Origin of the sequence: Novosphingobium sp. PP1Y, assembly GCF_000253255.1 — a bacterium.
Taxonomy (GTDB): domain Bacteria; phylum Pseudomonadota; class Alphaproteobacteria; order Sphingomonadales; family Sphingomonadaceae; genus Novosphingobium.
The window spans coordinates 2138138-2162229 of record NC_015580.1 but is presented as its reverse complement, the minus strand read 5'-3'; the positions used below and the strand labels follow the sequence as shown (position 1 = coordinate 2162229).

The 24092-nt window shown below is 63.8% G+C and carries 26 protein-coding genes and 1 other RNA gene; 11 read left to right on the top strand and 16 right to left on the bottom strand.

Annotated elements, in window-relative coordinates; genetic code table 11:
* Nucleotides 1-179 precede the first annotated feature (179 nt).
* Nucleotides 180-464 (top strand): hypothetical protein, encoded by a 285-nt coding sequence (locus tag PP1Y_RS16390; protein ID WP_013833230.1) that lies wholly within the window; start codon nucleotides 180-182, stop codon nucleotides 462-464.
* 49 nt (nucleotides 465-513) lie between these two features.
* Here the strand turns inward: PP1Y_RS16390 and ssrA are convergent.
* Both ssrA and mscL read right to left on the bottom strand, forming a co-directional pair.
* Nucleotides 514-896: a transfer-messenger RNA gene (ssrA, locus tag PP1Y_RS24850) on the bottom strand.
* A 33-nt stretch (nucleotides 897-929) separates the two neighbouring features.
* A complete protein-coding gene (gene mscL, locus PP1Y_RS16385; RefSeq protein WP_041559361.1) occupies nucleotides 930-1373 on the bottom strand; it encodes a large conductance mechanosensitive channel protein MscL in 444 nt (147 codons plus the stop codon).
* Between the two features lie 146 nt (nucleotides 1374-1519).
* Here mscL and PP1Y_RS16380 point away from each other — a divergent pair, with 146 nt between their 5' ends.
* Genes PP1Y_RS16380 through PP1Y_RS16360 form a run of 5 tightly spaced genes read left to right on the top strand, consistent with a single transcriptional unit; the run spans nucleotide 1520 to nucleotide 4394 of the window.
* Nucleotides 1520-2140 (top strand): LemA family protein, encoded by a 621-nt coding sequence (locus PP1Y_RS16380; protein WP_007011322.1) that lies wholly within the window; start codon nucleotides 1520-1522, stop codon nucleotides 2138-2140.
* 49 nt (nucleotides 2141-2189) lie between these two features.
* On the top strand, nucleotides 2190-2966 hold the full coding sequence (locus PP1Y_RS16375) for a YgcG family protein (RefSeq protein ID WP_013833227.1): 777 nt from the start codon (nucleotides 2190-2192) through the stop codon (nucleotides 2964-2966).
* A gap of 11 nt (nucleotides 2967-2977) precedes the next feature.
* Nucleotides 2978-3661, top strand: coding sequence for a TPM domain-containing protein (locus PP1Y_RS16370; protein ID WP_013833226.1), 684 nt, complete (start codon nucleotides 2978-2980; stop codon nucleotides 3659-3661).
* The gene (locus PP1Y_RS16365) at nucleotides 3658-4194 is read left to right on the top strand and encodes an NUDIX hydrolase (RefSeq protein ID WP_013833225.1); all 537 of its coding nucleotides are present in this window, start codon (nucleotides 3658-3660) and stop codon (nucleotides 4192-4194) included. Before PP1Y_RS16370 ends, PP1Y_RS16365 begins: the two co-directional genes overlap by 4 nt.
* Nucleotides 4195-4199: 5 nt before the next feature.
* Nucleotides 4200-4394: a hypothetical protein gene (locus PP1Y_RS16360; protein WP_041558932.1), complete on the top strand. Its 195-nt coding sequence runs from the start codon at nucleotides 4200-4202 to the stop codon at nucleotides 4392-4394.
* 6 nt (nucleotides 4395-4400) lie between these two features.
* On the opposite strand, the gene mmsB is transcribed toward PP1Y_RS16360, so the two are convergent.
* The 6 genes from mmsB to PP1Y_RS16330 all read right to left on the bottom strand — a co-directional run bounded on the left by mmsB (nucleotide 4401) and on the right by PP1Y_RS16330 (nucleotide 10320).
* A complete protein-coding gene (gene mmsB, locus PP1Y_RS16355) occupies nucleotides 4401-5270 on the bottom strand; it encodes a 3-hydroxyisobutyrate dehydrogenase (RefSeq protein WP_013833224.1) in 870 nt (289 codons plus the stop codon).
* Between the two features lie 106 nt (nucleotides 5271-5376).
* Nucleotides 5377-6159: an enoyl-CoA hydratase-related protein gene (locus tag PP1Y_RS16350; protein ID WP_007011328.1), complete on the bottom strand. Its 783-nt coding sequence runs from the start codon at nucleotides 6157-6159 to the stop codon at nucleotides 5377-5379.
* A complete protein-coding gene (locus PP1Y_RS16345; protein ID WP_013833223.1) occupies nucleotides 6156-7199 on the bottom strand; it encodes an enoyl-CoA hydratase/isomerase family protein in 1044 nt (347 codons plus the stop codon). The genes PP1Y_RS16350 and PP1Y_RS16345 overlap by 4 nt, the downstream gene beginning before the upstream one ends.
* Nucleotides 7199-8341 carry an acyl-CoA dehydrogenase family protein gene (locus PP1Y_RS16340; protein WP_013833222.1) on the bottom strand — a complete coding sequence of 381 codons (1143 nt, stop codon included), beginning with the start codon at nucleotides 8339-8341 and terminating at the stop codon, nucleotides 7199-7201. Before PP1Y_RS16340 ends, PP1Y_RS16345 begins: the two co-directional genes overlap by 1 nt.
* Before the next feature lie 48 nt (nucleotides 8342-8389).
* Nucleotides 8390-8824, bottom strand: coding sequence for a hypothetical protein (locus PP1Y_RS16335; RefSeq protein WP_041558931.1), 435 nt, complete (start codon nucleotides 8822-8824; stop codon nucleotides 8390-8392).
* A 71-nt stretch (nucleotides 8825-8895) separates the two neighbouring features.
* Nucleotides 8896-10320 (bottom strand): aldehyde dehydrogenase family protein, encoded by a 1425-nt coding sequence (locus tag PP1Y_RS16330; RefSeq protein WP_041558930.1) that lies wholly within the window; start codon nucleotides 10318-10320, stop codon nucleotides 8896-8898.
* Between the two features lie 388 nt (nucleotides 10321-10708).
* On the opposite strand from PP1Y_RS16330, the gene PP1Y_RS16325 reads away from it, so the two are divergent.
* A complete protein-coding gene (locus PP1Y_RS16325; RefSeq protein WP_013833219.1) occupies nucleotides 10709-11200 on the top strand; it encodes a flavin reductase family protein in 492 nt (163 codons plus the stop codon).
* A 26-nt stretch (nucleotides 11201-11226) separates the two neighbouring features.
* Nucleotides 11227-12021, top strand: coding sequence for an alpha/beta fold hydrolase (locus PP1Y_RS16320; protein WP_013833218.1), 795 nt, complete (start codon nucleotides 11227-11229; stop codon nucleotides 12019-12021).
* On the opposite strand, the gene PP1Y_RS16315 is transcribed toward PP1Y_RS16320, so the two are convergent.
* Nucleotides 12018-13208, bottom strand: coding sequence for an acyltransferase (locus tag PP1Y_RS16315; protein WP_013833217.1), 1191 nt, complete (start codon nucleotides 13206-13208; stop codon nucleotides 12018-12020). The genes PP1Y_RS16320 and PP1Y_RS16315 overlap by 4 nt on opposite strands.
* A gap of 152 nt (nucleotides 13209-13360) precedes the next feature.
* Between PP1Y_RS16315 and PP1Y_RS16310 the strand changes: the two genes are divergently transcribed.
* On the top strand, nucleotides 13361-14377 hold the full coding sequence (locus PP1Y_RS16310) for a LacI family DNA-binding transcriptional regulator (RefSeq protein WP_013833216.1): 1017 nt from the start codon (nucleotides 13361-13363) through the stop codon (nucleotides 14375-14377).
* A 12-nt stretch (nucleotides 14378-14389) separates the two neighbouring features.
* Here the strand turns inward: PP1Y_RS16310 and PP1Y_RS16305 are convergent, their stop codons facing one another.
* The gene (locus PP1Y_RS16305; protein WP_013833215.1) at nucleotides 14390-15172 is read right to left on the bottom strand and encodes an enoyl-CoA hydratase-related protein; all 783 of its coding nucleotides are present in this window, start codon (nucleotides 15170-15172) and stop codon (nucleotides 14390-14392) included.
* Between the two features lie 221 nt (nucleotides 15173-15393).
* Here PP1Y_RS16305 and htpX point away from each other — a divergent pair, with 221 nt between their 5' ends.
* Nucleotides 15394-16290 carry a zinc metalloprotease HtpX gene (htpX, locus tag PP1Y_RS16300; protein ID WP_173364731.1) on the top strand — a complete coding sequence of 299 codons (897 nt, stop codon included), beginning with the start codon at nucleotides 15394-15396 and terminating at the stop codon, nucleotides 16288-16290.
* Between the two features lie 29 nt (nucleotides 16291-16319).
* On the opposite strand, the gene PP1Y_RS16295 is transcribed toward htpX, so the two are convergent.
* The 4 genes from PP1Y_RS16295 to PP1Y_RS16280 form a co-directional block, all read right to left on the bottom strand.
* Nucleotides 16320-17135: a LysR family transcriptional regulator gene (locus PP1Y_RS16295; protein WP_013833213.1), complete on the bottom strand. Its 816-nt coding sequence runs from the start codon at nucleotides 17133-17135 to the stop codon at nucleotides 16320-16322.
* Between the two features lie 116 nt (nucleotides 17136-17251).
* A complete protein-coding gene (apaG, locus tag PP1Y_RS16290; RefSeq protein ID WP_013833212.1) occupies nucleotides 17252-17650 on the bottom strand; it encodes a Co2+/Mg2+ efflux protein ApaG in 399 nt (132 codons plus the stop codon).
* A 103-nt stretch (nucleotides 17651-17753) separates the two neighbouring features.
* Entirely contained in the window at nucleotides 17754-19022 is a 1269-nt protein-coding gene (locus PP1Y_RS16285) for a PAS domain S-box protein (protein ID WP_232512731.1), read from the bottom strand.
* Between the two features lie 83 nt (nucleotides 19023-19105).
* Nucleotides 19106-20314: a PLP-dependent aspartate aminotransferase family protein gene (locus PP1Y_RS16280; protein ID WP_013833210.1), complete on the bottom strand. Its 1209-nt coding sequence runs from the start codon at nucleotides 20312-20314 to the stop codon at nucleotides 19106-19108.
* Nucleotides 20315-20445: 131 nt separating this feature from the next.
* Between PP1Y_RS16280 and PP1Y_RS16275 the strand changes: the two genes are divergently transcribed.
* A complete protein-coding gene (locus PP1Y_RS16275) occupies nucleotides 20446-21726 on the top strand; it encodes a phospholipid carrier-dependent glycosyltransferase (RefSeq protein WP_041558928.1) in 1281 nt (426 codons plus the stop codon).
* 91 nt (nucleotides 21727-21817) lie between these two features.
* Here PP1Y_RS16275 and PP1Y_RS16270 read toward each other — a convergent pair whose 3' ends face one another.
* Both PP1Y_RS16270 and leuB read right to left on the bottom strand, forming a co-directional pair.
* Nucleotides 21818-22993: a glycosyltransferase family 2 protein gene (locus PP1Y_RS16270; RefSeq protein WP_013833208.1), complete on the bottom strand. Its 1176-nt coding sequence runs from the start codon at nucleotides 22991-22993 to the stop codon at nucleotides 21818-21820.
* Nucleotides 22994-23039: 46 nt separating this feature from the next.
* Nucleotides 23040-24083 carry a 3-isopropylmalate dehydrogenase gene (leuB, locus tag PP1Y_RS16265; protein WP_013833207.1) on the bottom strand — a complete coding sequence of 348 codons (1044 nt, stop codon included), beginning with the start codon at nucleotides 24081-24083 and terminating at the stop codon, nucleotides 23040-23042.
* Nucleotides 24084-24092 lie beyond the last annotated feature (9 nt).

Genomic DNA, 24092 nt, shown 5'->3' with positions numbered 1-24092 from the left:
CATGAGCCGGCGATTGGCAACAGGGACTATCGCCCGGCTCCCGGCGCGACAGGCGGCTTCCAGCCTTGGGGATCGCGTCGGAATCACTTACACTTCAGATTCCGGTAACCATCGCAAGGACCGGAAACCGGGGACTGGCACAAAGGTTGCTAAGAGGTAAACGAGAAAAGAGGATCGAAATGTTCAGGAAAATCGCCCGCCTCTTCGTGATCAAGACACGCTGGGAAGCGTACATGATCATCTATGCGCTTGCGCTGGGAGCGATCGAACGCGGCAGCGTATACCTGACCCGGTTTCCCGGATTCGGCGGCAAACTCCTGTTCCTCGCCTGCACCGGTTCGGTGTTCATGGCCGGCGCGAAAATCCTCGACTGCCTGAAATACGAAAAGGCACAGCGAGAGGGCGAAGCCGCGCAGGCTACGCCGCCGCTCGCCCTGCCCGAAGACCAACGCGAGGCGGCCTGACCGCGCGAGCCTCGCTGCCCTGGGCAATTTCCTGATCCAATCTGCATGAAGTGGGGTGTTTCTGTTGCCAGGTACACCCCGAACCCCTGGAATCCGCTTCTGTTGACCGGTGGGTCCAACCGCGTTCTAGCTTTGTAACTTCAGGCCGTTAGGCCCTAGAATTACGCGGCGAGAGCAAGTGCTTCGTTGTCGTTGGCACTTATGAGTTTTGAGCCTTGAACGGGTTACTCAGCCCGGACGAAAACACCGCTTTTCAACACACGTCGATCCTAGTTCGGCCCCGTCATCAACGCCGCCTTGGCGAGGTTGGTGGTGGAGCCGCCGGGTACCGCCCCCGGGTCCGCTGTGCCTATTGCACGCCGCAATTTATCGTCATAGCCGACCGAAGCCGGCAATGACCCATATAGGCGATCAAACGTGAATGTGAAGTGAGCAAGCTGCGGGAAACGCGAAGTTCCCCACCATTCAGCCGCGCTTCTTCAATTCGTCGCGAATTTCGGTGAGCAGTTCGATCTCGCTCGGACCCGAGGGCGCAGGCGCCGCCTCTTCCTCTTTCTTTTCAACCGCTTCCATCAGACGGTTCACATAGCGAACCATCAGGAAGATGATGAAGGCAAGGATCAGGAAATTGATCACCGCAGTGACGAAGGCGCCATAACCGATCATCGCCGCCCCGGCTTCCTTGAGCGCGGCATAATCGTCCATCGCGCCCGCATAGCCGTCGGGCGTGCTGAGCAGGATGAAGTGGTTGGAGAAGTCCGCACCGCCGAAGATGGCCCCGATCACCGGCATGATCACCTCGTCGGTCAACGACTTGACGATCGCACCGAAGGCCGCGCCGATGATGACGCCGACCGCCAGGTCCATGACATTGCCCTTGGCGATGAATTTCTTGAATTCCTGAAACATCCAGACCTCCTCGGTGCGGTTTTCGCAGGATCCTGTCATCGCAACCGGTCATTACGCCGGTCAAGTCCTTGAACCGCCACTGTGCACCGCTACATTCCCCCGGTGATGACCGCTTCCGCAGCGGTCGGCGAGGAGTAGGGAACACCATGTCAGCTTCGAATACCCCGGCCGGGATGCTCTCGCGCATCGGCCGCTATGCGCTCGTGACGCTTGCCGCGATGAGCCTGGCCGCCTGCGGCTTCAACTCTGTCCCGACCAAGCAGGAGGCCGCGAAGGCCAAGTGGGCCGACGTGCAGGCCGCATTCCAGGAGCGCGCGAATCTCGTGCCGAACCTCGCCGCCGTCGCCAAGGGCGCCGCGGAGCAGGAGAAGGCGATCCTCACAGGCGTCGTCGAGGCTCGCGCCAAGGCCACCTCGATCCAGGTCAATGCCGACGACCTCAACGATCCGGCCAAGATGCAGCAGTTCCAGCAGGCGCAGGCCAATCTCGGCGCGAACCTGGGCCGGCTGCTCGCCAGCTTCGAGGCCTATCCGGACCTCAAGTCGATCACCAACTACCAGATGCTGCAGAGCCAGCTGGAAGGCCAGGAAAACCGCATCCGCATTTCCGTGCGCGACTACAATGCGGCCGTGCAGGACTATAACACCGAGGTCCGCACCTTCCCGACGATGATCGGCGCCAAGCTGCGCGGCGCGGATCCGCTGGTGCCTTATCAGGCGGCAACCCCGGGCGCCGAAGTCGCCCCGAGCCTCGAAGGCAAGATGTGATCCGGTGATAGGCTTGCGGCTCACCGCCCGGACACTCGCGCTTGCGCTCATGCTGGCCTTCAGCGCCCTGCTCGTCCCACAGGCGAGCGAGGCGCAGGAGTTTCCCAAGCTGACCGGCCGCGTCGTCGATGACGCCCAGATCATTCCCGATGCCGAAGAAGCACGGCTGACGCAGAAGCTCGCCGCGCTGGAAAAGCAGTCGCAGCGCCAACTCGTCGTCGTGACCCTGCCTAGCCTGCAGGGATACGACATTGCCGATTATGGCTACCAGCTCGGGCGCAAGTGGGGCATCGGCCAGAAGGGCGACGATAACGGCGCCCTGCTCATCATTGCCCCCAACGAACGCAAGCTGCGCATCGAAGTGGGCTACGGGCTCGAGCCGGTTCTGACCGACGGGATGAGCTTCCTCATCATCAACAAGGTGATCGTGCCCAAGTTCAAGGCCGGCGACATGGCCGGCGGCATCGAGGCCGGCACCGACGCGATCATCAAGCAGCTCACGCTTCCGCCCGAGGAAGCCCAGAAAATCGCCGCACAGGCCGATGAGCAGCGCGAAAGCAGCGGCGGGCCTCCACTCGGCGTCATCGTGTTCATCATCGTCGTCACGGCAGTCATCGTCATGCCGATGGCGAACGAGGCGCGCGGCTTCGGACGGCGTCGGCGCAGCGGCATGGGGCCGTTCATCTGGCTACCGGGCGGCTTCGGCGGAGACGACGATCACTGGGGCGGCGGCGGTGGCTTCGGTGGTGGCGGCTTCGGCGGCGGAGGAGGTTTCTCCGGCGGTGGCGGCAGCTTCGGCGGCGGCGGGTCGAGCGGAAGCTGGTAGCGGAGATAGAAATGCCCTCACCCACCTACCTTACCGAGCAAGACCACGTCCAGATCAGCGCCGCCGTGACGCAGGCCGAACTGCAGAGCGCCGGCGAGATCGTGACAATCCTGGCCGACCGCTCCGACGGCTATACCGACATCGCGCTGGCATGGGCTGCGCTCGCGGCCCTGCTCGCGCTTTCGGCGCTGGCGATCGCGCCCGATTTCTACATCGGCCTCTACGACCGGCTCATCGCCGACTGGGGCCACCAATGGAGCCCGCGCGCGCTATTCACGCTGGCGGCCGGGATTGCGACGCTCAAGTTCGCCGCGGTCCTGCTCATCCAGTTCTGGCAGCCGCTCAAGTTCTGGCTGATCCCCCCGCCGGTGAAGACCGCGCGGGTGCATGAACGCGCGATCCGCGCTTTCCGCATCGGCGCGGAACGCCGCACAATGGGTCGTACCGGCGTGCTGATCTATCTCTCCATGCGCGAACACCGCGCCGAGATCGTCGCCGACGAAGCGATCGCCACCAAGGTCGATCCCGAAGTCTGGGGCGAGGCGATGAGCGCGATGCTCTCCCATGTGCGCGAAGGCCGCATCGCCGAGGGCATGTGCGCGGCGGTCGAGAAGGTCGGCGCGATCGTGGCCCCGCACTTCCCCCGCGCCGATGACGACATAAACGAAATCCCCGACAGGCTGATCGAAGTATGACTGCAGATGCCGATGCCCCCGAAGAGATCATGTGGGAGGGGCGCTTCATCACCACCAAGCGCCGCGGCCGCTGGGAATACGTCGGACGCGCCCGCGGCATCCATGCGGCCGTGATCCTGGCCGTCGACGAAGACGATCACGTCATCCTCGTCGACCAGTACCGCGTTCCCCTCGGCCGGCGTTGCATCGAACTTCCCGCCGGTCTCGTCGGCGATCATGACGAACACGAGGGCGAAGATCCTTCCGTTGCCGCTGCCCGCGAACTGGAGGAGGAAACCGGCTATCGTGCGGGCCGCATGGAGAAGATCGGCGAGTTCTTCTCGTCACCCGGCATGGTGAGCGAAAGCTTCACGCTGTTTCGCGCGCACGATCTGGTCAAGATCGGTGAAGGCGGCGGCGTCGACAGCGAGGACATCGTCGTCCACCGCGTGCCGCTGCCGGGCATCGAACAGGCCATCGCCGCTTATCGCGAGGATGGCTATGCCATCGACGTGAAGATCCTCTCGCTGCTCGGCCCGAAACTGCTGGGCTGATCGCGGTGCGCACTCGCCTGGGCATTTGCCGGCGCAAGGCCCGCTACTCCAACGAGGAGGAAGCGCTGCGCGTGGTCGAGAAGGCACCCTTCCCACTGCGCCCCTATCGCTGCGAACTGTGCCGGCAATTCCACTTGACCAGCCGCACCAAGGGCATGCGCCTGCCGCGTTTCGAAATCGAGCGGCGGCAGGCGAAATAAGTCAGGTCAAAGCGTCGTAAAAATGGCGCCGAAGTCCTTGCCGCCGTTTCCGGCTTCCACGAAAGCCTCGTAGATCGCCTTGGCGTGCTCGCCCATGGGGACGCTGGCCCCCGCAGTCTGTGCGCCTTCCATCGCAAGGCGCAGGTCCTTGAGCATCAGGGCCGAAGCGAAGCCGCCCTGATAGCCGTTGTCGGCCGGACTCGTCGCCCCGACGCCGGGCGCGGGGGTATAGTCATTGAGCGACCAGTTGTAGCCCGTCGACTTCGAGCTGATCTCATAGAACTTCTGCGGATCGAGCCCCGCCTTCTCGGCCAGGGCAAGCGCCTCGCAGGTGCCGATCATGTGGATCGCGAGCAGCATGTTGTTGCACATCTTGGCAACCTGCCCGCTGCCGATCGCACCGGCATGGATCACCGCCTTGGCCATCGGATCAAGAACGGTCTTCGCCTTCTCGAATGCTGCATCGCTGCCGCCGACCATGAACGTGAGCGTGCCGCCGTTTGCCGCCGCGATACCGCCCGACACCGGCGCATCGACCATCTGGTAGCCCGCCGCCTCGGCGAGGCCGGCGACTTCGCGGGCAGTGGCAAGATCGATCGTCGAGCAGTCGAGGAACAGTGCGCCTTCAGGGGCCTTGCCGATCACGTCCTTGGTATAGACGCCCTTCACGATCGCGCCGTTGGGAAGCATCGTGACGACCGCATCGACACCGGCGACGGCCTCGGGAACCGCCGAATAGGTCGCGCAGCCATGCTCTGCCGCCTTGGCCAGCGCCTCCTCGGACAAGTCGAAGGCGTGGACTTCGTGGCCCGCCTTGACGAGGTTGGCGGCCATGCCGCCGCCCATGTTGCCAAGGCCGATGAATGCGATCTTCATGTCATGCTCCCAAAACTGCACGTCCCGGCATCTAGCGCCGGAAGGCCGCGCGGACAGCTAGCCAGAGTGCTGGTCCGCACGCCTCTTTCCCAATGGCCGATCGGACTTACTTGCCCTTCCAGACGCCCGGCCGCTTCTCGACGAATGCGGCCATGCCTTCGGCCTTGTCCTCGGTCGCGGTGAGGACCTGGAACATGCGGCGTTCCATGACGAGCCCGGTATCGAGGGTCGTCTCGAACGCGATGTTGACCATTTCCTTGTTCATCATCGCGGCGAGTGGCGGCATCGAGGCGATGGCCTGGGCCGACTTCATAGCGACGTCGAGCAACTGGTCGGCGGGGACCACCTGGCTCACAAGGCCCGAACGCTCCGCTTCGGCGGCATCCATCATGCGCCCCGTGAGGCACATGTCCATTGCCTTGGACTTGCCCACGGCGCGGGTCAGGCGCTGCGATCCGCCCATGCCGGGCGCGACGCCGAGCTTGATCTCGGGCTGGCCGAACTTGGCGTTTTCCGACGCGATAATGAAGTCTGCCATCATCGCCAGTTCGCAGCCGCCGCCCAGTGCGAAGCCATTGACCGCCGCAATCCAGGGCTTGCGGGTAGTCTTGACGATCTGCGCCGTCCAGCCGGCGAAGAAGTCCTCCGAATAGAACTCCGCGCTCGGCTTGTCGGACATCTCCTTGATGTCGGCGCCTGCTGCGAATGCCTTGTCGCCCGAACCGGTGATGACCGCGCACAGCTGCGAGGCATCGGCTTCGTATGCGGCGAAAGCATCGATCAGCTCCGACAGGACCTGGGAGTTGAGAGCATTAAGCGCCTTCGGGCGGTTCAGCGTGATCAGGGTGACTGCACCCTTCTGTTCGACCAGGATCGTTTCGTAGCTCATAAAGGCTTCCATTCCTCTTCAGTGGGGAGCGGCGCGAAGATCGCGTCCAGCATCGCTTCGGTCACACCGGCAGGCGTCGCCGGGTTCCATTTAGGCTCGTTGTCCTTGTCGACAATCACCGCCCGCACGCCTTCGGCAAAATCGGGCAGCGTCAGGACCCGCGAACCGATGCGGTATTCCATCGCCATGTTCTGGGTGAAGGTCGAAAGCTTGAGCGATTCGGCCAACTGGCGCAGCGAGACCTTGCAGGACTGCGGGCTCTTGGTCCTGAGCGCGGCCAGTTCCTTGGCCGCCCATTCGCTGTCGTCGCTTTCCAGCGAGGCCAGGATCTCTTCCAGGGTATCGAAGGCGAAGTGCTTGCGGATGAAGGCTTCGTCGGCGGCAAGCTGAGAGGCCGGCGGCGAGACCGAGAGGGCGCTGAGCACATTGGCGATCTCGTGCCCGGCGGCGATGCGGCGCTTGGCTTCTTCCAGCGCATCGCTGGGCAGATAGTGGGTGGCAAGGCCAGCCCAGAGGCAGTCCTCGCCCTTCAGGCGCGCGCCGGTCACCGCGAGGAACTGGCCAATGCGCCCTTCCAGGCGCGAGAGGAACCAGCCCCCGCCCACGTCGGGGAACAGGCCGATGCCGGTCTCGGGCATGGCGAAGCGAGTGTTCTCGGTCGCGACGCGGAAGCGCGCCGGCTGCGAGATGCCCACGCCCCCGCCCATCGTGATGCCATCCATGAAGGCGACGATCGGCTTGGCGTAACTGAAGATCTGGTTGTTGAGCTGGTATTCCTCATAGAAGAACCGTCGCCCCGAAATGCCGCCGTCGTTAAGGGCCGACTTGCGCAGCAGGTTGATGTCGCCGCCCGAGCAGAAGCCCCTGCCCTCGCTGTGATCGATCATGATCGCGCCGATATTGTCGTCATCCGCCCAATCGGCCAGCGCCGAGGACATGCCCCGGCACATGTCGAGCGTCAGGGCATGGATCGCCTTGGGGCGATTGAGGGATATGTGACCGGCGACGCCATCGTGCCGGATAATCAGTTCGTCCGTCATCACTTGAGCAGGTCCCGTCCGATGATCATGCGCATCACTTCATTGGTGCCTTCCAGGATGCGATGCACGCGAAGATCGCGCCAGAAGCGCTCGATGGGATAGTCCTTGAGATAACCGTAGCCGCCGAACAGCTGCAAGGCGCGGTCGACGACCGAAGAGCCGGTATCGCTGGCGATCATCTTGGCCATGGCTGCAAAGCGCGTCTTGTCGGCCGTCTTGGCCGTGACTTTCACCGCCGCCAGGTAGAGCAGCGCTCGGGCGGCCTCGAGATCGGCGGCCATCTGTGCGAGCGTGAACTGGGTATTCTGGAACTCCCCAATTGACTGGTCGAACTGCTTGCGCTCCTGAACGTACTGGATCGCCTCGTCGAGGCAGCGCTGCGCCCCGCCAAGCGAACAGGCCCCGATGTTCAGGCGCCCGCCGTCGAGCCCGGCCATGGCGAACTTGAAGCCATCGCCTTCAGCGCCCACGCGGTTCTCGGCCGGGATGCGTGCATCCTCGAAGATCACCTGCGCGGTGGGCGAAGCGTTCCAGCCCAGCTTCTTTTCGGGCGCTCCGAAACTGACGCCCGGCGTGTCCTTCTCGACGAGGAAGCACGAAATCCCGCGGGACTTGTGATCGCTCGTGCGCGCCATGACGAGATAGACGTCATTGACGCCGCCGCCCGAGATGAACTGCTTTGTGCCGTTGAGGACATAGTGATCGCCGTCGAGGCGCGCCGAAGTCTTCAAAGCCGCAGCGTCGGACCCCGACCCGGGCTCGGTCAGGCAATAAGAGGAGATCTTCTCCATCGCCACCAGATCGGGCAGGTAGCGGTCCTTGAGCTGCTGGTCGGCGAAGCTGTCGACCATCCATGCGCACATGTTGTGGATGGAGATGTAGGCCGAAGTCGCCGGGCAGCCATAGGCCATGGCTTCCATGATCAGGGCCGCGTCGAGGCGGCCGAGACCGATGCCGCCGCCTTCTTCCGACACGTAGATGCCGCCGAAGCCAAGCTCACCGGCCGCCTTCCACACGTCGACAGGATAGTGGTGCTTTTCGTCCCACTCCGCCGCGAAGGGCGTGATCATGTCGGCGGTGAACTTGCGCGCGGTTTCCTGGATCGCGACCTGATCCTCAGTCAACCCAAACTGGTCAGTCATGTCAGCCCCTCGGTATCGTCATCTGGGCCCGGTTCACCCGGGCTGCCCTCATGGGCATTTCTTGTAGGTAAGCGGTTCGGGTGAGGCGTCCGGTCCGGTATCCTCGCGAACGAGGGTCTTGCCGCCATCGGGGGTCGACAAGGCCACTTCGCGGATCCAGCTCTGGCCCTCTCCGGTGAATTGATAGGAAGCGCTGATGCTGTCGTCGCCGACTTCCTTGATGGGCCCCAGTTCCGCAGCCGATTCGTAGAACTTGAGGTTGTCCTCGCCGACGGTCATCAGGCCCTTTGCATCCCCTGCCGTGCTGGTGCAATCGGCAGGCACGAGACCCCAGCGCCCGCGCAGCACCTCGGGAATCTTCATCTCTTCCGCGACTGCAACCTGCGTGGCCGTCTCGCTCGGCGCCGGCGCCGGCTGCTCCTGGGAACAGGCGGCCAGTGCCATGGCAAGGGCGGCAGCGCAAATCAGGGAAGTCTTGCTCATCGGTATGCTCCTCAGACGGTTCGTACAGGACCGGGAACGCGCCCCGATCCCGTACGGTTGCCGCAAAAGTGTCAGCCGATCGTCTCGATGATGTCCTTGCCGAACAGTTCCTCGTCCGACGGGATTGTCTTGGTCTGCTCGAGGGGCTTGGAGACCCAGGTCTCATTGATGAGATCGCGCCAGGTCACGTTGTTGTTGGTGCCGTTGCCGCCCCACGAGCCGCAGCCCAGCGAGAAGGTCTGGCGCATGCCGTTCCACAGGTTGCCCGAGTTCGATGCCGCCTGCGGCTGGTTGACCATGACGCGGCTGGTCCGCGTGCCCTTGGCCAGCTTCATGATGTTCTCGTCCGAACTGGAGTAGATCCCGCAGGAGTGGCCCTGGCCCTGGTAGGCCTGGATGGCGTTGGTCAGCGCAATCGCCTCGTCGATGTCCCTGGCGCGGTAGAGCGCCATGGTCACGGTCATCTTCTCGCCCGAGAAGGGATGGTCCTTGCCCGCGCCGGATTCGGGCACGATGAAGAACTTGGTCGCCTCGGGGATCTCGAAGCCGGCATAATTGGCGATGAACTGCGGCGACTGCGCCACGACCTTGGCGTTGATGTGCTCGCCGTCTTCCCAGATCGCCTTCTGCAGCTTGCCCTTCTGCTCGTTGTCAAGGACGAGCCCCCCCTTCTCCTGCAGCTTGGCGAGCATCTTGTCGTAGATGGCATCGAGCAGGATCACCGAGTTGTCCGACGAACAGGAGGCTGCATAGTCGAGGGTCTTGGAGATCAGGATCTTCTCAGCCGCATCGTCGAGATCTGCCGTCTCGTCGACGGTGATCACGGCATTGCCGACGCCCACGCCGAGCGCCGGAGTGCCCGAGCTGTAGGCTGCGGTCACCATGGCCGAACCGCCGGTGGCAAGGATGCGGTCGCACTGCTTCATCACTTCGTTGGTCTTTTCGACCGAAGGCTGCTCGATCGGGATCACGAGATCCGCCGGCGCGCCCATCTTGACCAGCGCTTCGCGCATCAGGTTGCAGATCTTCGCGTTGATCAGCTTGGCACGCGGGTGCGGGCATATGATGATCGAGTTGCGGCCCTTGACCGCGCTGATCGCCTTGATGACCGGGGTCGCTTCCGGATTGGTCGAGGGCGAAAGCGCACCGATCACGCCGACCGGCTTGGCGATCTTGACGATGTTGCGCTCGCGATCTTCCTCGATCACGCCCACCGACTTGTCGTCGATGATATCCATCAGCGTGGCGCGGGTCTTCACGAAGATCTTCTTGAACTTGCCTTCGTAGTTGCCGAGCTGCGTCTCATCGACCGTTTCCTGGGCGATCTCCTCGGCCAGACCCGGCTTGCACACGGCATAGACCATGCCCCGGATCCAGTGGTCGACCTGTTCCTGGGTCGCATTTTCGATCTGCGCCTGGGCTGCGCGCGAGCGCGCAATCAGTTCCGCCACCTCGGCGGCGACAGGCGTTTCGGCGATCATTTCAGCAGTAGCCATTTTGCATCTTCCCTAGTGTAACCACACGAGCCTCCGACAGTCCGTTCCCGCGTGCGCACACCGTGCGCCGGCTGTCTGGCCAAAGCTCGTTAGGCCATGTGCCACAGGCTCGTCCCCTGCCCTTTTGGTGGAGCCAGATCAAGTTTCTTAATCGCGCGATTAAATATGGGGAGCTTGGCCTTTCAGTCAATGGGGGGCATCACATTGCCGCTCGCCGGCATTGACGCGTCTTTCCCCCCTTGTCCCTTCAGCCGCGAACAGGCAGGACGGCGCCGATGTCTTTGTGCGCTAGGCACCGCGACGGCTGGCCGCCGGTTCCTTACGCAGACGAACATTGGAAAATATCAAGTGCGGCGCCCGCACAAGCCGCGAGGAAGGATGTAATTGCGTGAGTGAGACAACGATCGACCCGGCCGATTTCCGCAAGGTCCTTGGCAGCTATCCGACCGGCGTCTGCGTCGTCACGTCCCTTGATGGAGACAAGGTCGCAGGCATGGTGGTGGGCTCGTTCACTTCGGTTTCGCTCGATCCGCCACTGGTCGGCTTCTTTCCCGACAAGAAGTCGACCTCCTGGCCCCTGATCGAAAAGGCCGGACGCTTCTGCGTCAATGTCATGGCCAGCGACCAACAGGACGTGTGCCGATCGGCCAGCGCCAAGGGCGACGAGAAGTTCGTCGGCGTGGAATACGCGATCTCCGACCATGACCTGCCGGTGATTGCCAATTCCATCGCTTCCATCGAATGCCGACTCTATTCGGTGACCGAGGCGGGCGACCACTGGTTCGCCATGGGCGAAATCCTGCGCATGGAAACCGTGCGCGAAGATGACCCGATGTTGTTCCACCGCGGTCGCTACGGCGGTTTCGCCGAAAGGATGTAACAGGCACGAGAGAGGACGAGATGGCCATGCCCCTTGAGTCATTTTCCGTCGAGACCGATGACGGTGCCACGCTTGCAGGCGTCAGGCGCGATGGCGAAGGTACACCGCTCGTCCTCATTCACGGGTTCGGAGCATCGCACCGCGACTGGCAGGGCCTGATCGAAGACTTGCCCTCAAAGCTTGCGCTGATCGCCTACGACCAGCGCGGTTTCGGGGAATCGTCGGCGCCTGCGGGCAGGACCTATTCCCACGGCCACGATCTTCTCGCTCTCCTCGATGCGCTGGGCCTTGCACAGGTCGACCTTTGCGGAATGTCGCTGGGCGGAGCCACCGCCCTCAACTTCGCGCTGGATCACCCCAACCGCGTGCGTCGCCTGATCCTGGTAAGCCCGCTGATGGTGGGCTGGTCGTGGTCCGAAGACTGGATCGAACGCTGGAAGCAGATCGGGCGCGCCGCACGTTCCGGTGACATCGCCAGCGCCCGAGAGCTGTGGTGGCAACACCCGCTGTTCGAAAGTACCCGCAAGGGCGCAGCCGCCTCTGCCCTAAAGGCCTCGATCGCAGCCTTCCACGGTCATCAGTGGATTGAGGATAACCAGCACCAGGCCCTGCCCGACCTCGATCGCCTGGGCCTTCTGGCCGTGCCGACACTTTTGTTGACCGGTGCGCTCGACACCGAGGATTTCAGGCTGATCGGCGATGCAATTTCGGCACTAGGTCCGCAAGTAACCCGGATCGACCATGCCGACGCCGGGCATATGCTGAACTTCGAGATCCCGGGCCGAATCGCCCGGGACATCGTCGATTTCCTGTCAGACTAGACCGAAGCGAGCGCCGGCTCGGCCGGCTGCACCCGCTTGACGGACTTCTGCCGCTTGAGCCCGATAAGCGGACGGAGCGGGCCGATTTCCCGGCCGATCAGGTAGAACATCCAGGACCCCAGCGCGACCGAACTGCACAGCAGCAAGAATTCGGGCAAGGCAGTCAGCCCCTTGTCGCGCAGCCAGTAGCTGACGAAGACCATGATCGTCTGGTGCGCGATGTAGACCGGGAACACGGCCTCGGCCAATGTCGCACGCCAGCGCGCATCGCGGTTCCAGAAGCGATCCGCGATCCCGAACAGGGCGATGATCGTGCTCCAGCTCTGGACGGCCTTGGCGAAATAGAGCGGCGCCTGCCATTCGCGCGGCGTCGGAATATTGCCGGGATAAAGATAGGCATTGCCTGCAGCCCAGATGAAACCGGCCGTGGCAAGTACCGCCGCGACCTTCCACTGCCGCGCGATCGCTTGCCTCACGGCGTCGGACTCTCGCAGCAGGAAGCCGAACAGGAACATCGCCAGGTAATGCAGGTGCGCGGCCCGGTCGACGAGGATGCTGTGCATGTCGGTCCAGCCGAACGGCAGGTACTCGCGCACCAGATAGACGAAGACGATCCCAAGTGGCAGCAGCATGGGTCCTGCCAGCGCTTTCTCGGCAGCGGCATGGATCTTCGTACGAAGCGCTTCGGGCAGCACTGCGCGCAAACCGCAGAACAGAACGGTATAGGCGAGCAGGTAGACCACGAACCACAAGTGCATCACCCGGGGCACATATTCGTAGCGCACGGTGCGGAAGGAGAAGGCGTCGTGGAGCAGGTAGTAGAGATAGCCGTGCTCATAGCCGGAATTGACCAGCCCCATGTAGGGCTGCGGCGGCACAACCACGATCAGGCCGAAGACCAGCGGAATACCCAGTCGCGCCAGTCGGCTCCGGAAAAATGCGCCGGTACTGCCGTCCTTGCCAAGCAGCGCCGCGCTCGCATAGCCGGAGATCGCGAACAGCAGAGAGAGCCGCCATGCACTCAGGCCCAGCAGCGGAATCTCAGCCCAGCCGACTACGCCGCGCGTGGGCGTCTGATAGCCCCAAGGCGTGAAATTGTAGCCGACATGGTAGAAGATGAGCAGGACGAACGCGCCGATGCGCAGCCAGTCCATTCCATAGTGGCGTTGCGTCGAGGCAGGCTTCATCACGGTCCGATGCAATGGCAGAAACCGTGCGCCCTTACGCGCGATGGCGGGTTTCTGCAATCTTTCGCTTGTAACAGCCCCGTTCCAGATCCCCGTTGAAACCGCGATCCAGCGACTTGGTAACCGGTAACAATGGGTTATACACTCGCGCCATGCACATCCCCTCCTCCCGCATCACGATCAACGACATCGCTCGCTTGTCGGGCGTTTCTAAGAAAACGATCAGCCGCGTCATCAACCAGTCGCCACTGGTGAGCGAGGAAACCCGTACCAAGGTCGAGGCAATCATCGCCGAGACGGGTTTCGTGCCCAACGCGCAGGCGCGGGCGCTGGCCCGGGGGCGCAACCCTCTGATCGCCCTCGTCCACGACGGCTCGGATCGCGGCATCCTCGAAGCGGTCGAACGCGGAATGCTGCGCGGCATGGAGGGCAGCGAGTTCTCACTCGTTCTTCGCCCCGTCGAAGGCGATCCGCTCACCCGCCTGCGCAGTTTCATCGACCAGCACCGCCCCACCGGGATCGTCCTGCTGCCGCCCCTGTCCGAGAGCGAGGACCTTGCCCAGCTGTGTGACGAGACCGAGACACGCTGCGTGCGCCTCGGCCGCGTGCGCGGGGAACATGGCCTTGCCTGCGACGACCGCTCCGCCATGTCCGGGCTGGTCGCCTGGCTCATCCGGCTGGGCCACACGCGCATCGGCCTGGTCAGCGGCCCGGAATCCTCGCTGACCGCACAGCAGCGCGAACTGGGCTATCTCGACGCGATGGCCGACCATGACCTCGATCGCGGCCCCGCGCTCATCGCTGCAGGCGACAACTCATTCGAATCCGGAATGGAGGCGGGCCGCCTGCTGCTGGAAGTCAGCCCGCGCCCTAGCGCCATCATCGCCTGCAACGACGAAATGGCGGCCGGGGTCATCCAGACCGCCCAACACTCGGGCCTCATGGTCCCGGATGCCATTTCGGTTGTCGGATTCGACGACACGCCGCTCGCGGCGAAAATCTGGCCGGCGCTCACCTCCATGCACATTCCCTGGGCCGCCATGGCACAGGAAGCGGTCGCACGCATTCGCGGACCGGTTATGGAGGCCGAGGGCGCACCTGAGCTCAAGGCAGACCTGGTCATCCGCAATTCGGTACTCCCGCTCGAAGATAAGGCGGGAGCATCCTGAGGCGCGGAACGATCAACGGCCGTTGAAGGCCGGCTTGCGCTTTTCGATGAAGGAATTGACGCCCTCAAGGAAATCCTCGGTGCGGCCTGCCGCGCGCTGGTTGACGCGTTCGGCCTGAAGCGCGCTTTCCAAACCGGAATCGAGGGCCTCCCAGGCCATCCGCTTGATGAGGCCGAGCGAGCGCGGACCTGCGGCAAGCTGCCGCGCAAGCTTCATCGCCGCCTCGTCCAGTTCCTCATCGGGCACCACCCTGGTCGCCAGCCCCCAGTCCAGCGCCGTCCTGGCATCGACCTTTTCGCCCAGAAGCATCATCTGCGTGGCGCGAACCCGGCCCACCGCCTGACTTAGCAGGTAGGTGGCGCCGCCATCGGGCACCAGGCCCACATGGCAGAAGGCGCAGAAGAAGTAGGCATTTTCCGACATCATCACAATGTCGCCTGCCGCTGCAAGACCCGCGCCGAAGCCTGCGGCGGGGCCCCGAATGGCGGTGATGACCGGTTGCTCCATCGCCTTGATCGCCAAAATCAGGGGGTTGAAGGCACGGTCGAGTTGCCCGCCGACATCGCGCATCGGGTCGGTCAGCATGTCCTGCGCGGCCGTCAGGTTCGCGCCCGAACAGAAGCCCTTGCCCTCCCCGGTGATCACCACGGCCCGCGCATCCTGCGCGGCACGGTCGAGCGCGTCGACCATCTCGCGGCCCATGTCCTCAGTCACGCCGTTCATCGACTTGGGATCGTTCAGCGAGATCCGGGCTACGCCATATTCGAGGCTGAAAAGGATGTGCTTGTAGGTCATTTCAACTCCCAGTCTTGCAACCTGCGCATGGCTTTCAGGCTCTTCGCGATATCCTGTCGCTCGCCAACTGTGCGATAGGGGAGGTCAAGGCAAGTGCGGATCGCCGGCAAGCGCGATGTTTCGGCGTTGCAAGACGATGTTTCCAAGGGGCTCGCGACATTGATTTCGCACCTGCCGTGCCTAGATCATCGGCAAGGTTTCAATGTCTGGAGACAGGTGAAGTGAACGGATTGAAAACGGCCATGCTGCTGGCGGCGCTGACGGCGCTGTTCATGGGGCTGGGCTACATGTTCGGCGGCAGCGGCGGGGCGATGATCGCGCTTGTCGCGGCGGCGGGCATGAACCTTTTCACATTCTGGAACGCCGACAAGATCGTCCTGCGCATGCACAATGCGCGCGAGGTCGATGCGCGGTCGGCCCCGCAGTTCTACGGGATGATAGCCGATCTCTCACAGCGGGCCGGCCTGCCGATGCCGCGCGTCTATATCGTCGACAGTGCAAACCCGAATGCCTTCGCCACCGGCCGCAATCCCGAGAACGCGGCCGTCGCAGCGACGACCGGCCTGCTCGACATGCTGAACCAAGATGAAGTCGCCGCCGTCATGGCGCACGAGCTTGGCCATGTCCGCAACCGCGACACCCTTATCATGACCATGGTTGCCACGATTGCCGGCGCGATTTCGATGATCGCCAATTTCGGCCTGTTCTTCGGCGGGCGTGGAAACGACCGGGTCAGCCCCTTTGCCGCCATCGCCGCGATGCTCATGGCGCCCTTCGCGGCGATGATCGTGCAGATGGCGATCAGCCGCACCCGGGAATATGGCGCCGACCGCGCCTCGGCCGAGATCTCGGGCGATCCGCGCGCGCTCGCCTCGGCGCTTTCCAAGATAGCCGGCCCCGCCCGCGCGATCCCCAGCCATGCGGCGCAAGGCAACCCTGCCGCCGCTCAGCTCTACATCGTGCCCACCGGAATCTCGGACTTGTTCTCGACGCACCCGGCCACCGAAAAGCGCATTGCCGCGCTCATGGCGCTTGAAGGCTCCGGCCCGACGCCTGACCGCGTTGCAGCGACCACGCGCGGCTCGCGGTCCGCGCTCGACCCCAATCGGCGCGGCTGACATGTCGCGATCCGCAGTCGCGGTGAGACTTAGTCGGTCCCGGTAATCGCACTGACCAGAGCGCGCACTTTCTTCTGCCGCCACTGCGGCAGCGGCGCAACGAGCCAGTAGCCCCTGCGACACGGGGTGACGGTGTGGACGAGATCCTTGCGGCCCTGCCCGACGAGCCCTTCGGCCAGAAGCGCGGGAACTCGTGCCCGGCCCAGCCCGGCGACGGCGGCGGCCACGGCCTGCCCGGCATCGCTTACCGTAATCGGGGGCTTGTCCTCTTCGCTGTCCTTGTCCGCAATCTCGCCGTCGCTGCCGGGGAAAGGATCTCCCGGCCAGCCGATCCAGTCACCCGCGCCGATCTCTGCCCATTCCGCAGGCGCCAGCGCGATCCCTTCCAGATCGCCCGGCCCGTCCGTCCAGCGCACCGCGAGATCGAGATTGGCTTCGGTGAAATCGGTCATCTCGCCATCGACGATGACATAGCGCACTTGCGGGTTTGCTGCGCGGAACGCGGCGAGACGCGGCGCCAGCCAGGCCGCGAAAAATTCGCGCGGGGCCGCAATCGTATAGACGTGGCTCGACTGGCCCGCCTGCATCGTCTGCACCGCATCCTCGAAATGCAGGAACCCGGTGCGCAGCGCGGCAAGGCCCGATCCGGCCTCCTCAGTCAGTTCCAGGCCTTTGCTCGTACGGCGGAACAGAACGACGCCAAGCAGGTCTTCCAGCGCACGGATCTGCTGGCCCACGGCAGCGGGTGTAACCGCCAGTTCGTCGGCCGCGCGCGTGAAGGACAAGTGCCGGGCTGCCGCATCGAAGACTCGCAAGGCATTGAGGGGCAAGTGCGTTCGCTTCATGGAAGCTACCTATGCCTCGCAGGCGGCGGGGGCAATGAAGTTTGCGTAACGCCGGTCAAGGCAGGACTTTGCCACGAGCAAGTCAACCCGGATCGAAACGGACAGGCCCGCTTCGCTCAGCCCGCAGTCGCCGGTGCCGCAAGCGGGAAGAACGGGATCAGCGCCTTCACCTCCCGCCCGTCTGCGCCCTGGAAGACATAATGCCCTTCCATGCTCCCTTGCGGCGTCGCCAACGGGCAACCCGAGACGTAATCGTGACTGCCGCCCGGCGCGATGACCGGCTGTTCGCCAACCACGCCATCGCCGTCCACGACATTCACTTCACCCTTGCCATCGGTGATGCGCCAGTGACGGGTGAGAAGCTGAAGGGGCTGTTCCGAGTGGTTCTCTATCCGGATGTGATAGACCCAGAACCATTTCCCCGCCTCGATACGCGATTGTTCGGGCAGGAAATTGACGGCCACGCGAACGGTGACGCCATCGGTTATTGCCGTATGTTGGAACAGTTCCTTCATGACAGCCGCCAGCCTAACGGCGAATGATCGCGGAGACAACTGCCTGACCGGCGTTTCCTGCAATGCACTGCCTGCCCCGCGCGGCCTGCGCCCCGCCCCAAAATCAGCTAATCGAAGCGAAGCCGCAGTCGAGCGACCAGCGAAACCCCTCCGGGCGATAGCTCGTCTCGATCGCGGCATCGAGCTTCACGCGCGGCACATCGACGATGATACGCGATCCGAAGCCGTGGTGCGCGGGTGGCGACACAGGCGGCCCGCCACTCTCCGTCCAGGAAATGCGAAAACGCGCGTCCTCTCCCGCCCCTTCGACCTGCCACGCGATCAAGACCTGCCCGTTGGGGACCGAGAGCGCACCGTACTTCATGGCATTGGTGCACATCTCGTGCGTGGCCATGGCCAGCGCCTCGGCTGCACCGGGAGAGAGCATGACCGTCTCTCCCTGGCAGATCACCTGCGAGCGCGCCTCCCCCAGTGACCGCAACTGGCCCTCGACCATTTCCAGCACCGGAACGTCCGACCACGAACGCCGGACAAGGACATCCTGGTTCGCAGCCAGCCCCTGGATGCGCTGTTCCAGCTTCCTGACGAAATCCGGCCCATTGGCATCGCCGCGACGCGCGAGGGACTGGATGATCGCCAGCATGTTCTTGGAGCGGTGATTGACTTCCTGCAGCAGCAGTTCGATCCGCTGCTCGGCATCGCGCATTTCGGTAACGTCGGTGTTCGTGCCGAACCAGCAGATGATCCCCCCGCGCTCGTCGCGGATCGGCACGGCGCGGGACAGGAACCAGCGGTATTGGCCGTCAGCCCCGCGCAAGGGGAAGGTATCCTCCCAGTCCTCTCCGGTGTCCCAGCTATGTTGAACGCGCTCGACCACGCGATCGACATGGTCGGGGTGGTGAACGGCCTTCCAGCCCCAGCCCTGCATGGCCTCCAGCGTGGTCCCGGTGTAATCGAACCAGCGCTTGTTGTACCAGAAAATCCAGCCTTCGCTGTCAGCGATCCAGGCAAGCTGCGAGATGTTGTCGGCCAGCAGGCGGAAGCGTTCTTCGCTTTCCTGCAACTGCGCCATCATCATCTTGCGCTCGGTAATCTCGCGCGCGATCTTGCTCGCACCAACGACATTGCCGCCCGCATCGTGCACCGGCGAAACCGTCACCGCGACGTGAACCTCGCTGCCGTCCTTGCGCAGGCGAACCGTCTCGAAGGTGGAAATGCGCTCACCCCGGGTGATCGCCGCGATGATGCGGTCTTCCTCACCCTGGCGATCTGCCGGGATGAGCGTACGCACGTTGCGGCCGACAATCTCCTCGGCTTTGTATCCGAAGATACGCTCGGCCGCGTGATTCCAGCTCAGGATGCGTCCCTCCAGCGACTTGCCGACAATCGCGTCGTCAGTCGATTCGACGATCGCGGCGAGCAGTGCCGCCGGATCGGCGCCGAGGGACAGCGGGCTCAGAGCCCTGCCTTGGCCAGGGCCTGGTCGAGATCCTCGATCAGGTCGTCGGGATCTTCCAGCCCGACATTGATGCGCAGCATTCCTTCCGAAACGCCCATGGCCTCCCTGCCTTCCGGCCCCATGTTGTGATGGGTGGTCGAGGCCGGGTGACACATCAGCGACCGGGAATCGCCGATATTGTTCGAAATATCGATGAGCTGCAGGGCATCGAGCAAGGCATGGGCCTGTTCTCGGCCGCCATCGAGCACGAAGCTGAAGATCGGCCCGCAGGCATCCATCTGCTTGTGCGCAAGAGCCTGGCCGGGATGGCCGTCCAGCCAGGGATGCAGGATCCTCCGCACGCGTCCGGCAACGAACTCGCCGACCTTGAGCGCATTCTCGCTCTGCTTCCTGGCGCGCATGTCGAGCGTCTCGAGACCCTTGAGCACGACCCAGGCGTTGAACGGCGAAAGGTTCGGCCCGGTGTTGCGCTGGAAGGGCAGCAGCTTCTCGTTGATGAATTCCTCGCTGCCGCAAACGGCGCCCGCCAGGACGCGGCCCTGCCCGTCCATCAGCTTGGTGGCCGAATAGGCAACGACGTCCGCGCCCCATTCCAGCGGACGCTGCAGTGCAGGCGTGCAGAAGGCATTGTCGATCACGGTAGTGATCCCGCGCGAACGGGCCAGGCCGCAGATGTACTCGAGGTCGGCGACGTCCATCGTGGGATTCGCGGGCGTCTCGAAGAAGAAGACCTTGGTGTTCGGGCGGATTGCCGCTTCCCATGCGGCATTGTCGGTTGCGTCGATCACGGTCACGTCGATGCCGAAGCGCGGCAGCAGGCTGTCGCCCAGCCAGCGGCACGAACCGAAGGCCGCGCGGGCCGAGACCATGTGATCGCCCGCCGAGAGCTGGCAAAGCAGCGCAGCGGTCATCGCCGCCATGCCCGATGCCTGTGTGCGGCACGCCTCGGCCCCTTCGAGCAACGCAATGCGTTCCTCGAGCATCGCCACCGTCGGGTTCTGCAGGCGCGAGTAGGTCATGCCGTCCTGCTCACCGGCGAAGCGCGCGGCAACCGTCGCGGCATCGTCGTAGCAGTAGCCCGAGGTGAGGAAGAGCGCCTCGCTCGTCTCACCCATTTCCGAGCGCCACGTACCGCCGCGAATCGCGCGGGTGGCGGGACGCCATTGAGAGGTCTTGGCTCGGTCCATTCCGGTAGTGCGTTTCATGGCTCCTGCCTCTAGATTCGCGCAAGGCGCAGCGCAAGCGAATGCAGCGCTCCTGCAGCGTGCCTTCGTCCACCGCACAAGTTCGGCGTCCCCTTGAAGGAGGGGAAGTTCCCCCCTATCCCGCAAAGCCGATGCCGCTCACCCCCCGCAAAGACCGTGATCCGCTCGGCTGGTGCCTCTTCATCACGCTCGGATTCCTTGCCCTGTTGCTCTGGCGCATCGACCTGCCGGGGCGATACTATTTCGACGAGATCCACTACGTTCCGGCCTCGCTCAAGCTGCTGGACCTGATCCCGGCGAACCGCGAACATCCGATGTTCGCAAAGGAAGTGATCGCCACCTCTATCCACTTTCTGGGCGACCGCCCGATCGGGTGGAGACTGCCCTCGGCGCTGTTCGGCGCATTGGGCCTGCTCGGGTTCGGCCGCCTGATGTGGCACGCCTCGCATCGCCGCGCAGCGACGCTGGCGGCGATGATGCTGCTGGCGACCAATTTCATGTGGTTCGTCCAGAGCCGCATCGCCATGCTGGACATGATCGAGGCGGGCCTGTGCATGGTCGGCCTGTGGCAGTTCGCGGCGGCCCTGCGGTCCGGTTCGAAAGCCGCCGGGCGCTTCAGGCTGCTGCTTTCAGGGCTCGCCCTGGGCCTCTCGATAGCAGCGAAGTGGACGAGCGCGCCGGCCGTCATGCTGCCGGGCCTGTGCTTCCTCATCCTGTGGATTCGCGAAAACGGCCTGACCTTTGCCGGACGCCCCAAGGGCGGACCGGTCAAGGGCATCTCGCTGATCGAGGCGGCCTTCTGGCTCGGCCTGTTCCCGCTCGCGGTCTACTGGGCCACTTACGCGCCGGCGATGTTCTACACCGACCGTCCGGTCTCGCCTTTCGGCTTCCTCAAGCAGCACGAGTACATGCTGCGCCTGCAGGAAAGCGTGAAAAAGCCCCATCCCTACCGCAGCGTGTGGTACCAGTGGGTCGGCGACCTGCGGGTGATCTGGTACCTGTTCGAGACCATGAAGGATACGCAGCGCGGCATCGTCATGCTGGGCAATCCGTTCTCGATGATGGTCGGCCTGCTGGCCCTGCTCTGGGGTATAGGCGCCGCGATCTACCAGAAGCGCCACGACGTGCTGGCCTTCGTCCTGCTCTATGCCGCGACGCTAGGCGTGTGGATCTACAACGCCAAGCCGGTGCAGTTCTATTACCACTACCTGCTGCCCGGTGCCTTCCTGATGGGGGTTCTGGCGCTTGCCCTCGATGCCATGTGGGCCAGCAAGGGACGCTGGCAGCGCGTGGGCACAGGGACTTTCGTCCTCGCCCTCGGCTTTTTCGTCCTGTTCTTCCCGATCCTCTCGGGGCTGCCCCTGCCAAAGGACGTCTACAACTTCTGGATGTGGCTGCCCGGCTGGCGCTGATATCGCGGGTCACAAAAAAGGCCCCGCCGATTGCCGCGCGGAGCCCTTGTTTGCCCGACCTTTCGCTAGGTCGGTTTAGCGCTTGGGAAGATCAGTACTTGCCCCAGACGAACTTGGACGACAGCGCGAAGTTCCAGACCGAGCCGAGGATGATGCCGGTCACAACGGCAACAACGTCATGGAAGCCCATCGTCTTGAGCATGGCGGCCGAACCGATATTGGTCAGCAAGCCCAGCGAACAGGTCACGCCGAACTGCGCCCAGCCGCGCATCAGCGGCACGAAGCCGCGCAGACGCTTGTCCGAATAGGTCAGCTCATTGTTGAGCACGAAGTTGAATGTCATCGCGACGACGGCGGCGATGGTGTTCGCCACGTTGAACGTCGCGCTTTCCGACCAGTTGCCGTAGACGAAACGCTCACGGAACACGACGTGGAGCATCATCCACAGCGCCGCTAGCTGGACGACCACGCCCATTGCGCCGACAGTGCCGAACAGCGCGAAGCGGGTCGGAATGATGCGGCCGAGCCATTTGTCGTAAAGACCAATGAGAAATTCGAACACGACGGTCTGATCCAGCTTGCTTTCGCCTTCCGCGCGGGCGGCGAAGTGGAGGGGGAATTCCTTGACCCGAAGCGGCCGATCGACCGTGGCAAGGATGTCGAGAAGGATCTTGAAGCCCACACCCGAAAGGCGGTGGGCGTCTGCACGCAAGGTTTCCGTGCGCAGCATGAAATAGCCGCTCATCGGGTCGGTCAGTTCGACCCCGGTCACCTTGTTGGCAATCCTGTTGGCAATGCCCGATGCCTTGACGCGGTCAGGCCTTCCCCACGCCTCGGTGCTCGCCCCTTCCGCAAAGCGCGAGGCATAGGCGAGATCGTACTCGCCCGACTGCACGGCCTTGAGCATCTGGGGCAGCAGTTCCGGATCGTGCTGGTGGTCGGCATCCATCACCGCCACCACCGGGGCTGCGGTGGAACACATGCCCTCGATCGCCGCGCTCGCCAGACCTCGACGCCCGATGCGCTGGATGCAGCGCACGCGCGGGTCTTTCAGCGAAAGGCGACGGGCCTCATCGGAAGTCCCGTCCGGGCTGTTGTCGTCAACGAAGATGGCTTCCCAGACCACGCCCTTGAGCGCGGCATCGAGCCGCTCGACCATGCCGGCAACGTTGCCGCGTTCATTGAACGTCGGCAGCACGATAGCCAGCTCGAGCGGCTGCGCGGCAACGTCCACGGCCTGAGCAAGATCGGAACGAGTAATGTTCATGCGCCCCATGTTTCTTATGGACTACCTTGGGTAAGTCCTGCGCCTGTTACAACCGTTCGACGACGGCGTCACCGATTTCCCGCGTTCCGGCGCTGCCGCCAAGATCGCCGCCCTTGATGCCGTCGGCAAGCGCCCTGGCCACGGCGGCCTCGATCCGCGCCGCTTCGGCCTCGAGGCCAAGGCTATGGCGCAGCAGCATGGCCGCGGAAAGGATCGTCGCCATCGGATTGGCAAGGTTCTTGCCTGCGATGTCCGGTGCCGAACCGTGGATCGGCTCATAAAGGCCGAAAGACCCCTCTGCCAGCGAGGCCGAGGCGAGCAGGCCGATCGAGCCGACGCACATGCTGGCCTGGTCCGACAGGATATCGCCGAAGAGGTTGCCGGTGACGATGACGTCGAACTGGCCCGGATTCTTGACGAGCTGCATTGCCGCGTTGTCCACGTACATGTGGCTCAGTTCGACTTCGGGATACTCGGCCGAAACCTCGATCACCACGTCGCGCCACAGCTGCGAGGTTTCCAGCACGTTGGCCTTGTCGACCGAAGTCAGCTTCCTGCCGCGGGTCATCGCGGCCTTGAATCCCGAATGGGCGATGCGGCGCACCTCGTCCTCGGCATAGGACATCATGTCCCAGCCCTGGCGGCGGCCGTCTTCCAGCGTACGCATGCCCTTCTCGCCGAAGTAGACGTCGCCGTTGAGTTCGCGAACGATGAGCAGGTCGATGGTCTGCGCGACTTCGCGGCGCAGCGTCGTCAGGTCCTCAAGGCCCGGGAACACGCGTGCCGGGCGCAGGTTCGCGAACAGGCCGAGTTCCTTGCGCAGGCCGAGAATGGCCTGCTCCGGACGCAGGTGACGTTCAAGATTGTCGCAGGAAAAGTCGCCCACGGCGCCGAACAGGATCGCATCGCTCGAACGGGCAATGTCCAAAGTCTGCTGCGGCAACGGGTGTCCGTGCTTGTAATAGGCCGCGCCGCCGACATCGCCTTCGACCAGTTCGAGGCCCGGCAGGTCCAGCGTCTCGAGCACGCGGACCGCCTGTTCGGTGACCTCGGGGCCGATTCCGTCTCCTGCAAAAACCGCGATGCGCATGGCGTCTCC

What these genes read in the sequence shown, in the direction of transcription:
- PP1Y_RS16315 (WP_013833217.1), bottom strand. Translation starts at nt 13,208, where the DNA reads ATGAAGCCTGCCTCGACGCAACGCCACTATGGAATGGACTGGCTGCGC.
- PP1Y_RS16330 (WP_041558930.1), bottom strand. Translation starts at nt 10,320, where the DNA reads ATGGCTACTGCTGAAATGATCGCCGAAACGCCTGTCGCCGCCGAGGTG.
- PP1Y_RS16320 (WP_013833218.1), top strand. Translation starts at nt 11,227, where the DNA reads ATGCCCCTTGAGTCATTTTCCGTCGAGACCGATGACGGTGCCACGCTT.
- PP1Y_RS16280 (WP_013833210.1), bottom strand. Translation starts at nt 20,314, where the DNA reads ATGAAACGCACTACCGGAATGGACCGAGCCAAGACCTCTCAATGGCGT.
- mscL (WP_041559361.1), bottom strand. Translation starts at nt 1,373, where the DNA reads ATGTTTCAGGAATTCAAGAAATTCATCGCCAAGGGCAATGTCATGGAC.
- leuB (WP_013833207.1), bottom strand. Translation starts at nt 24,083, where the DNA reads ATGCGCATCGCGGTTTTTGCAGGAGACGGAATCGGCCCCGAGGTCACC.
- PP1Y_RS16270 (WP_013833208.1), bottom strand. Translation starts at nt 22,993, where the DNA reads ATGAACATTACTCGTTCCGATCTTGCTCAGGCCGTGGACGTTGCCGCG.
- PP1Y_RS16305 (WP_013833215.1), bottom strand. Translation starts at nt 15,172, where the DNA reads ATGACCTACAAGCACATCCTTTTCAGCCTCGAATATGGCGTAGCCCGG.
- PP1Y_RS16310 (WP_013833216.1), top strand. Translation starts at nt 13,361, where the DNA reads ATGCACATCCCCTCCTCCCGCATCACGATCAACGACATCGCTCGCTTG.
- PP1Y_RS16365 (WP_013833225.1), top strand. Translation starts at nt 3,658, where the DNA reads ATGACTGCAGATGCCGATGCCCCCGAAGAGATCATGTGGGAGGGGCGC.
- PP1Y_RS16375 (WP_013833227.1), top strand. Translation starts at nt 2,190, where the DNA reads ATGCTGGCCTTCAGCGCCCTGCTCGTCCCACAGGCGAGCGAGGCGCAG.
- PP1Y_RS16350 (WP_007011328.1), bottom strand. Translation starts at nt 6,159, where the DNA reads ATGAGCTACGAAACGATCCTGGTCGAACAGAAGGGTGCAGTCACCCTG.
- apaG (WP_013833212.1), bottom strand. Translation starts at nt 17,650, where the DNA reads ATGAAGGAACTGTTCCAACATACGGCAATAACCGATGGCGTCACCGTT.
- PP1Y_RS16340 (WP_013833222.1), bottom strand. Translation starts at nt 8,341, where the DNA reads ATGACTGACCAGTTTGGGTTGACTGAGGATCAGGTCGCGATCCAGGAA.
- mmsB (WP_013833224.1), bottom strand. Translation starts at nt 5,270, where the DNA reads ATGAAGATCGCATTCATCGGCCTTGGCAACATGGGCGGCGGCATGGCC.
- PP1Y_RS16370 (WP_013833226.1), top strand. Translation starts at nt 2,978, where the DNA reads ATGCCCTCACCCACCTACCTTACCGAGCAAGACCACGTCCAGATCAGC.
- PP1Y_RS16345 (WP_013833223.1), bottom strand. Translation starts at nt 7,199, where the DNA reads ATGACGGACGAACTGATTATCCGGCACGATGGCGTCGCCGGTCACATA.
- PP1Y_RS16390 (WP_013833230.1), top strand. Translation starts at nt 180, where the DNA reads ATGTTCAGGAAAATCGCCCGCCTCTTCGTGATCAAGACACGCTGGGAA.
- PP1Y_RS16275 (WP_041558928.1), top strand. Translation starts at nt 20,446, where the DNA reads ATGCCGCTCACCCCCCGCAAAGACCGTGATCCGCTCGGCTGGTGCCTC.
- PP1Y_RS16380 (WP_007011322.1), top strand. Translation starts at nt 1,520, where the DNA reads ATGTCAGCTTCGAATACCCCGGCCGGGATGCTCTCGCGCATCGGCCGC.
- PP1Y_RS16295 (WP_013833213.1), bottom strand. Translation starts at nt 17,135, where the DNA reads ATGAAGCGAACGCACTTGCCCCTCAATGCCTTGCGAGTCTTCGATGCG.
- PP1Y_RS16335 (WP_041558931.1), bottom strand. Translation starts at nt 8,824, where the DNA reads ATGAGCAAGACTTCCCTGATTTGCGCTGCCGCCCTTGCCATGGCACTG.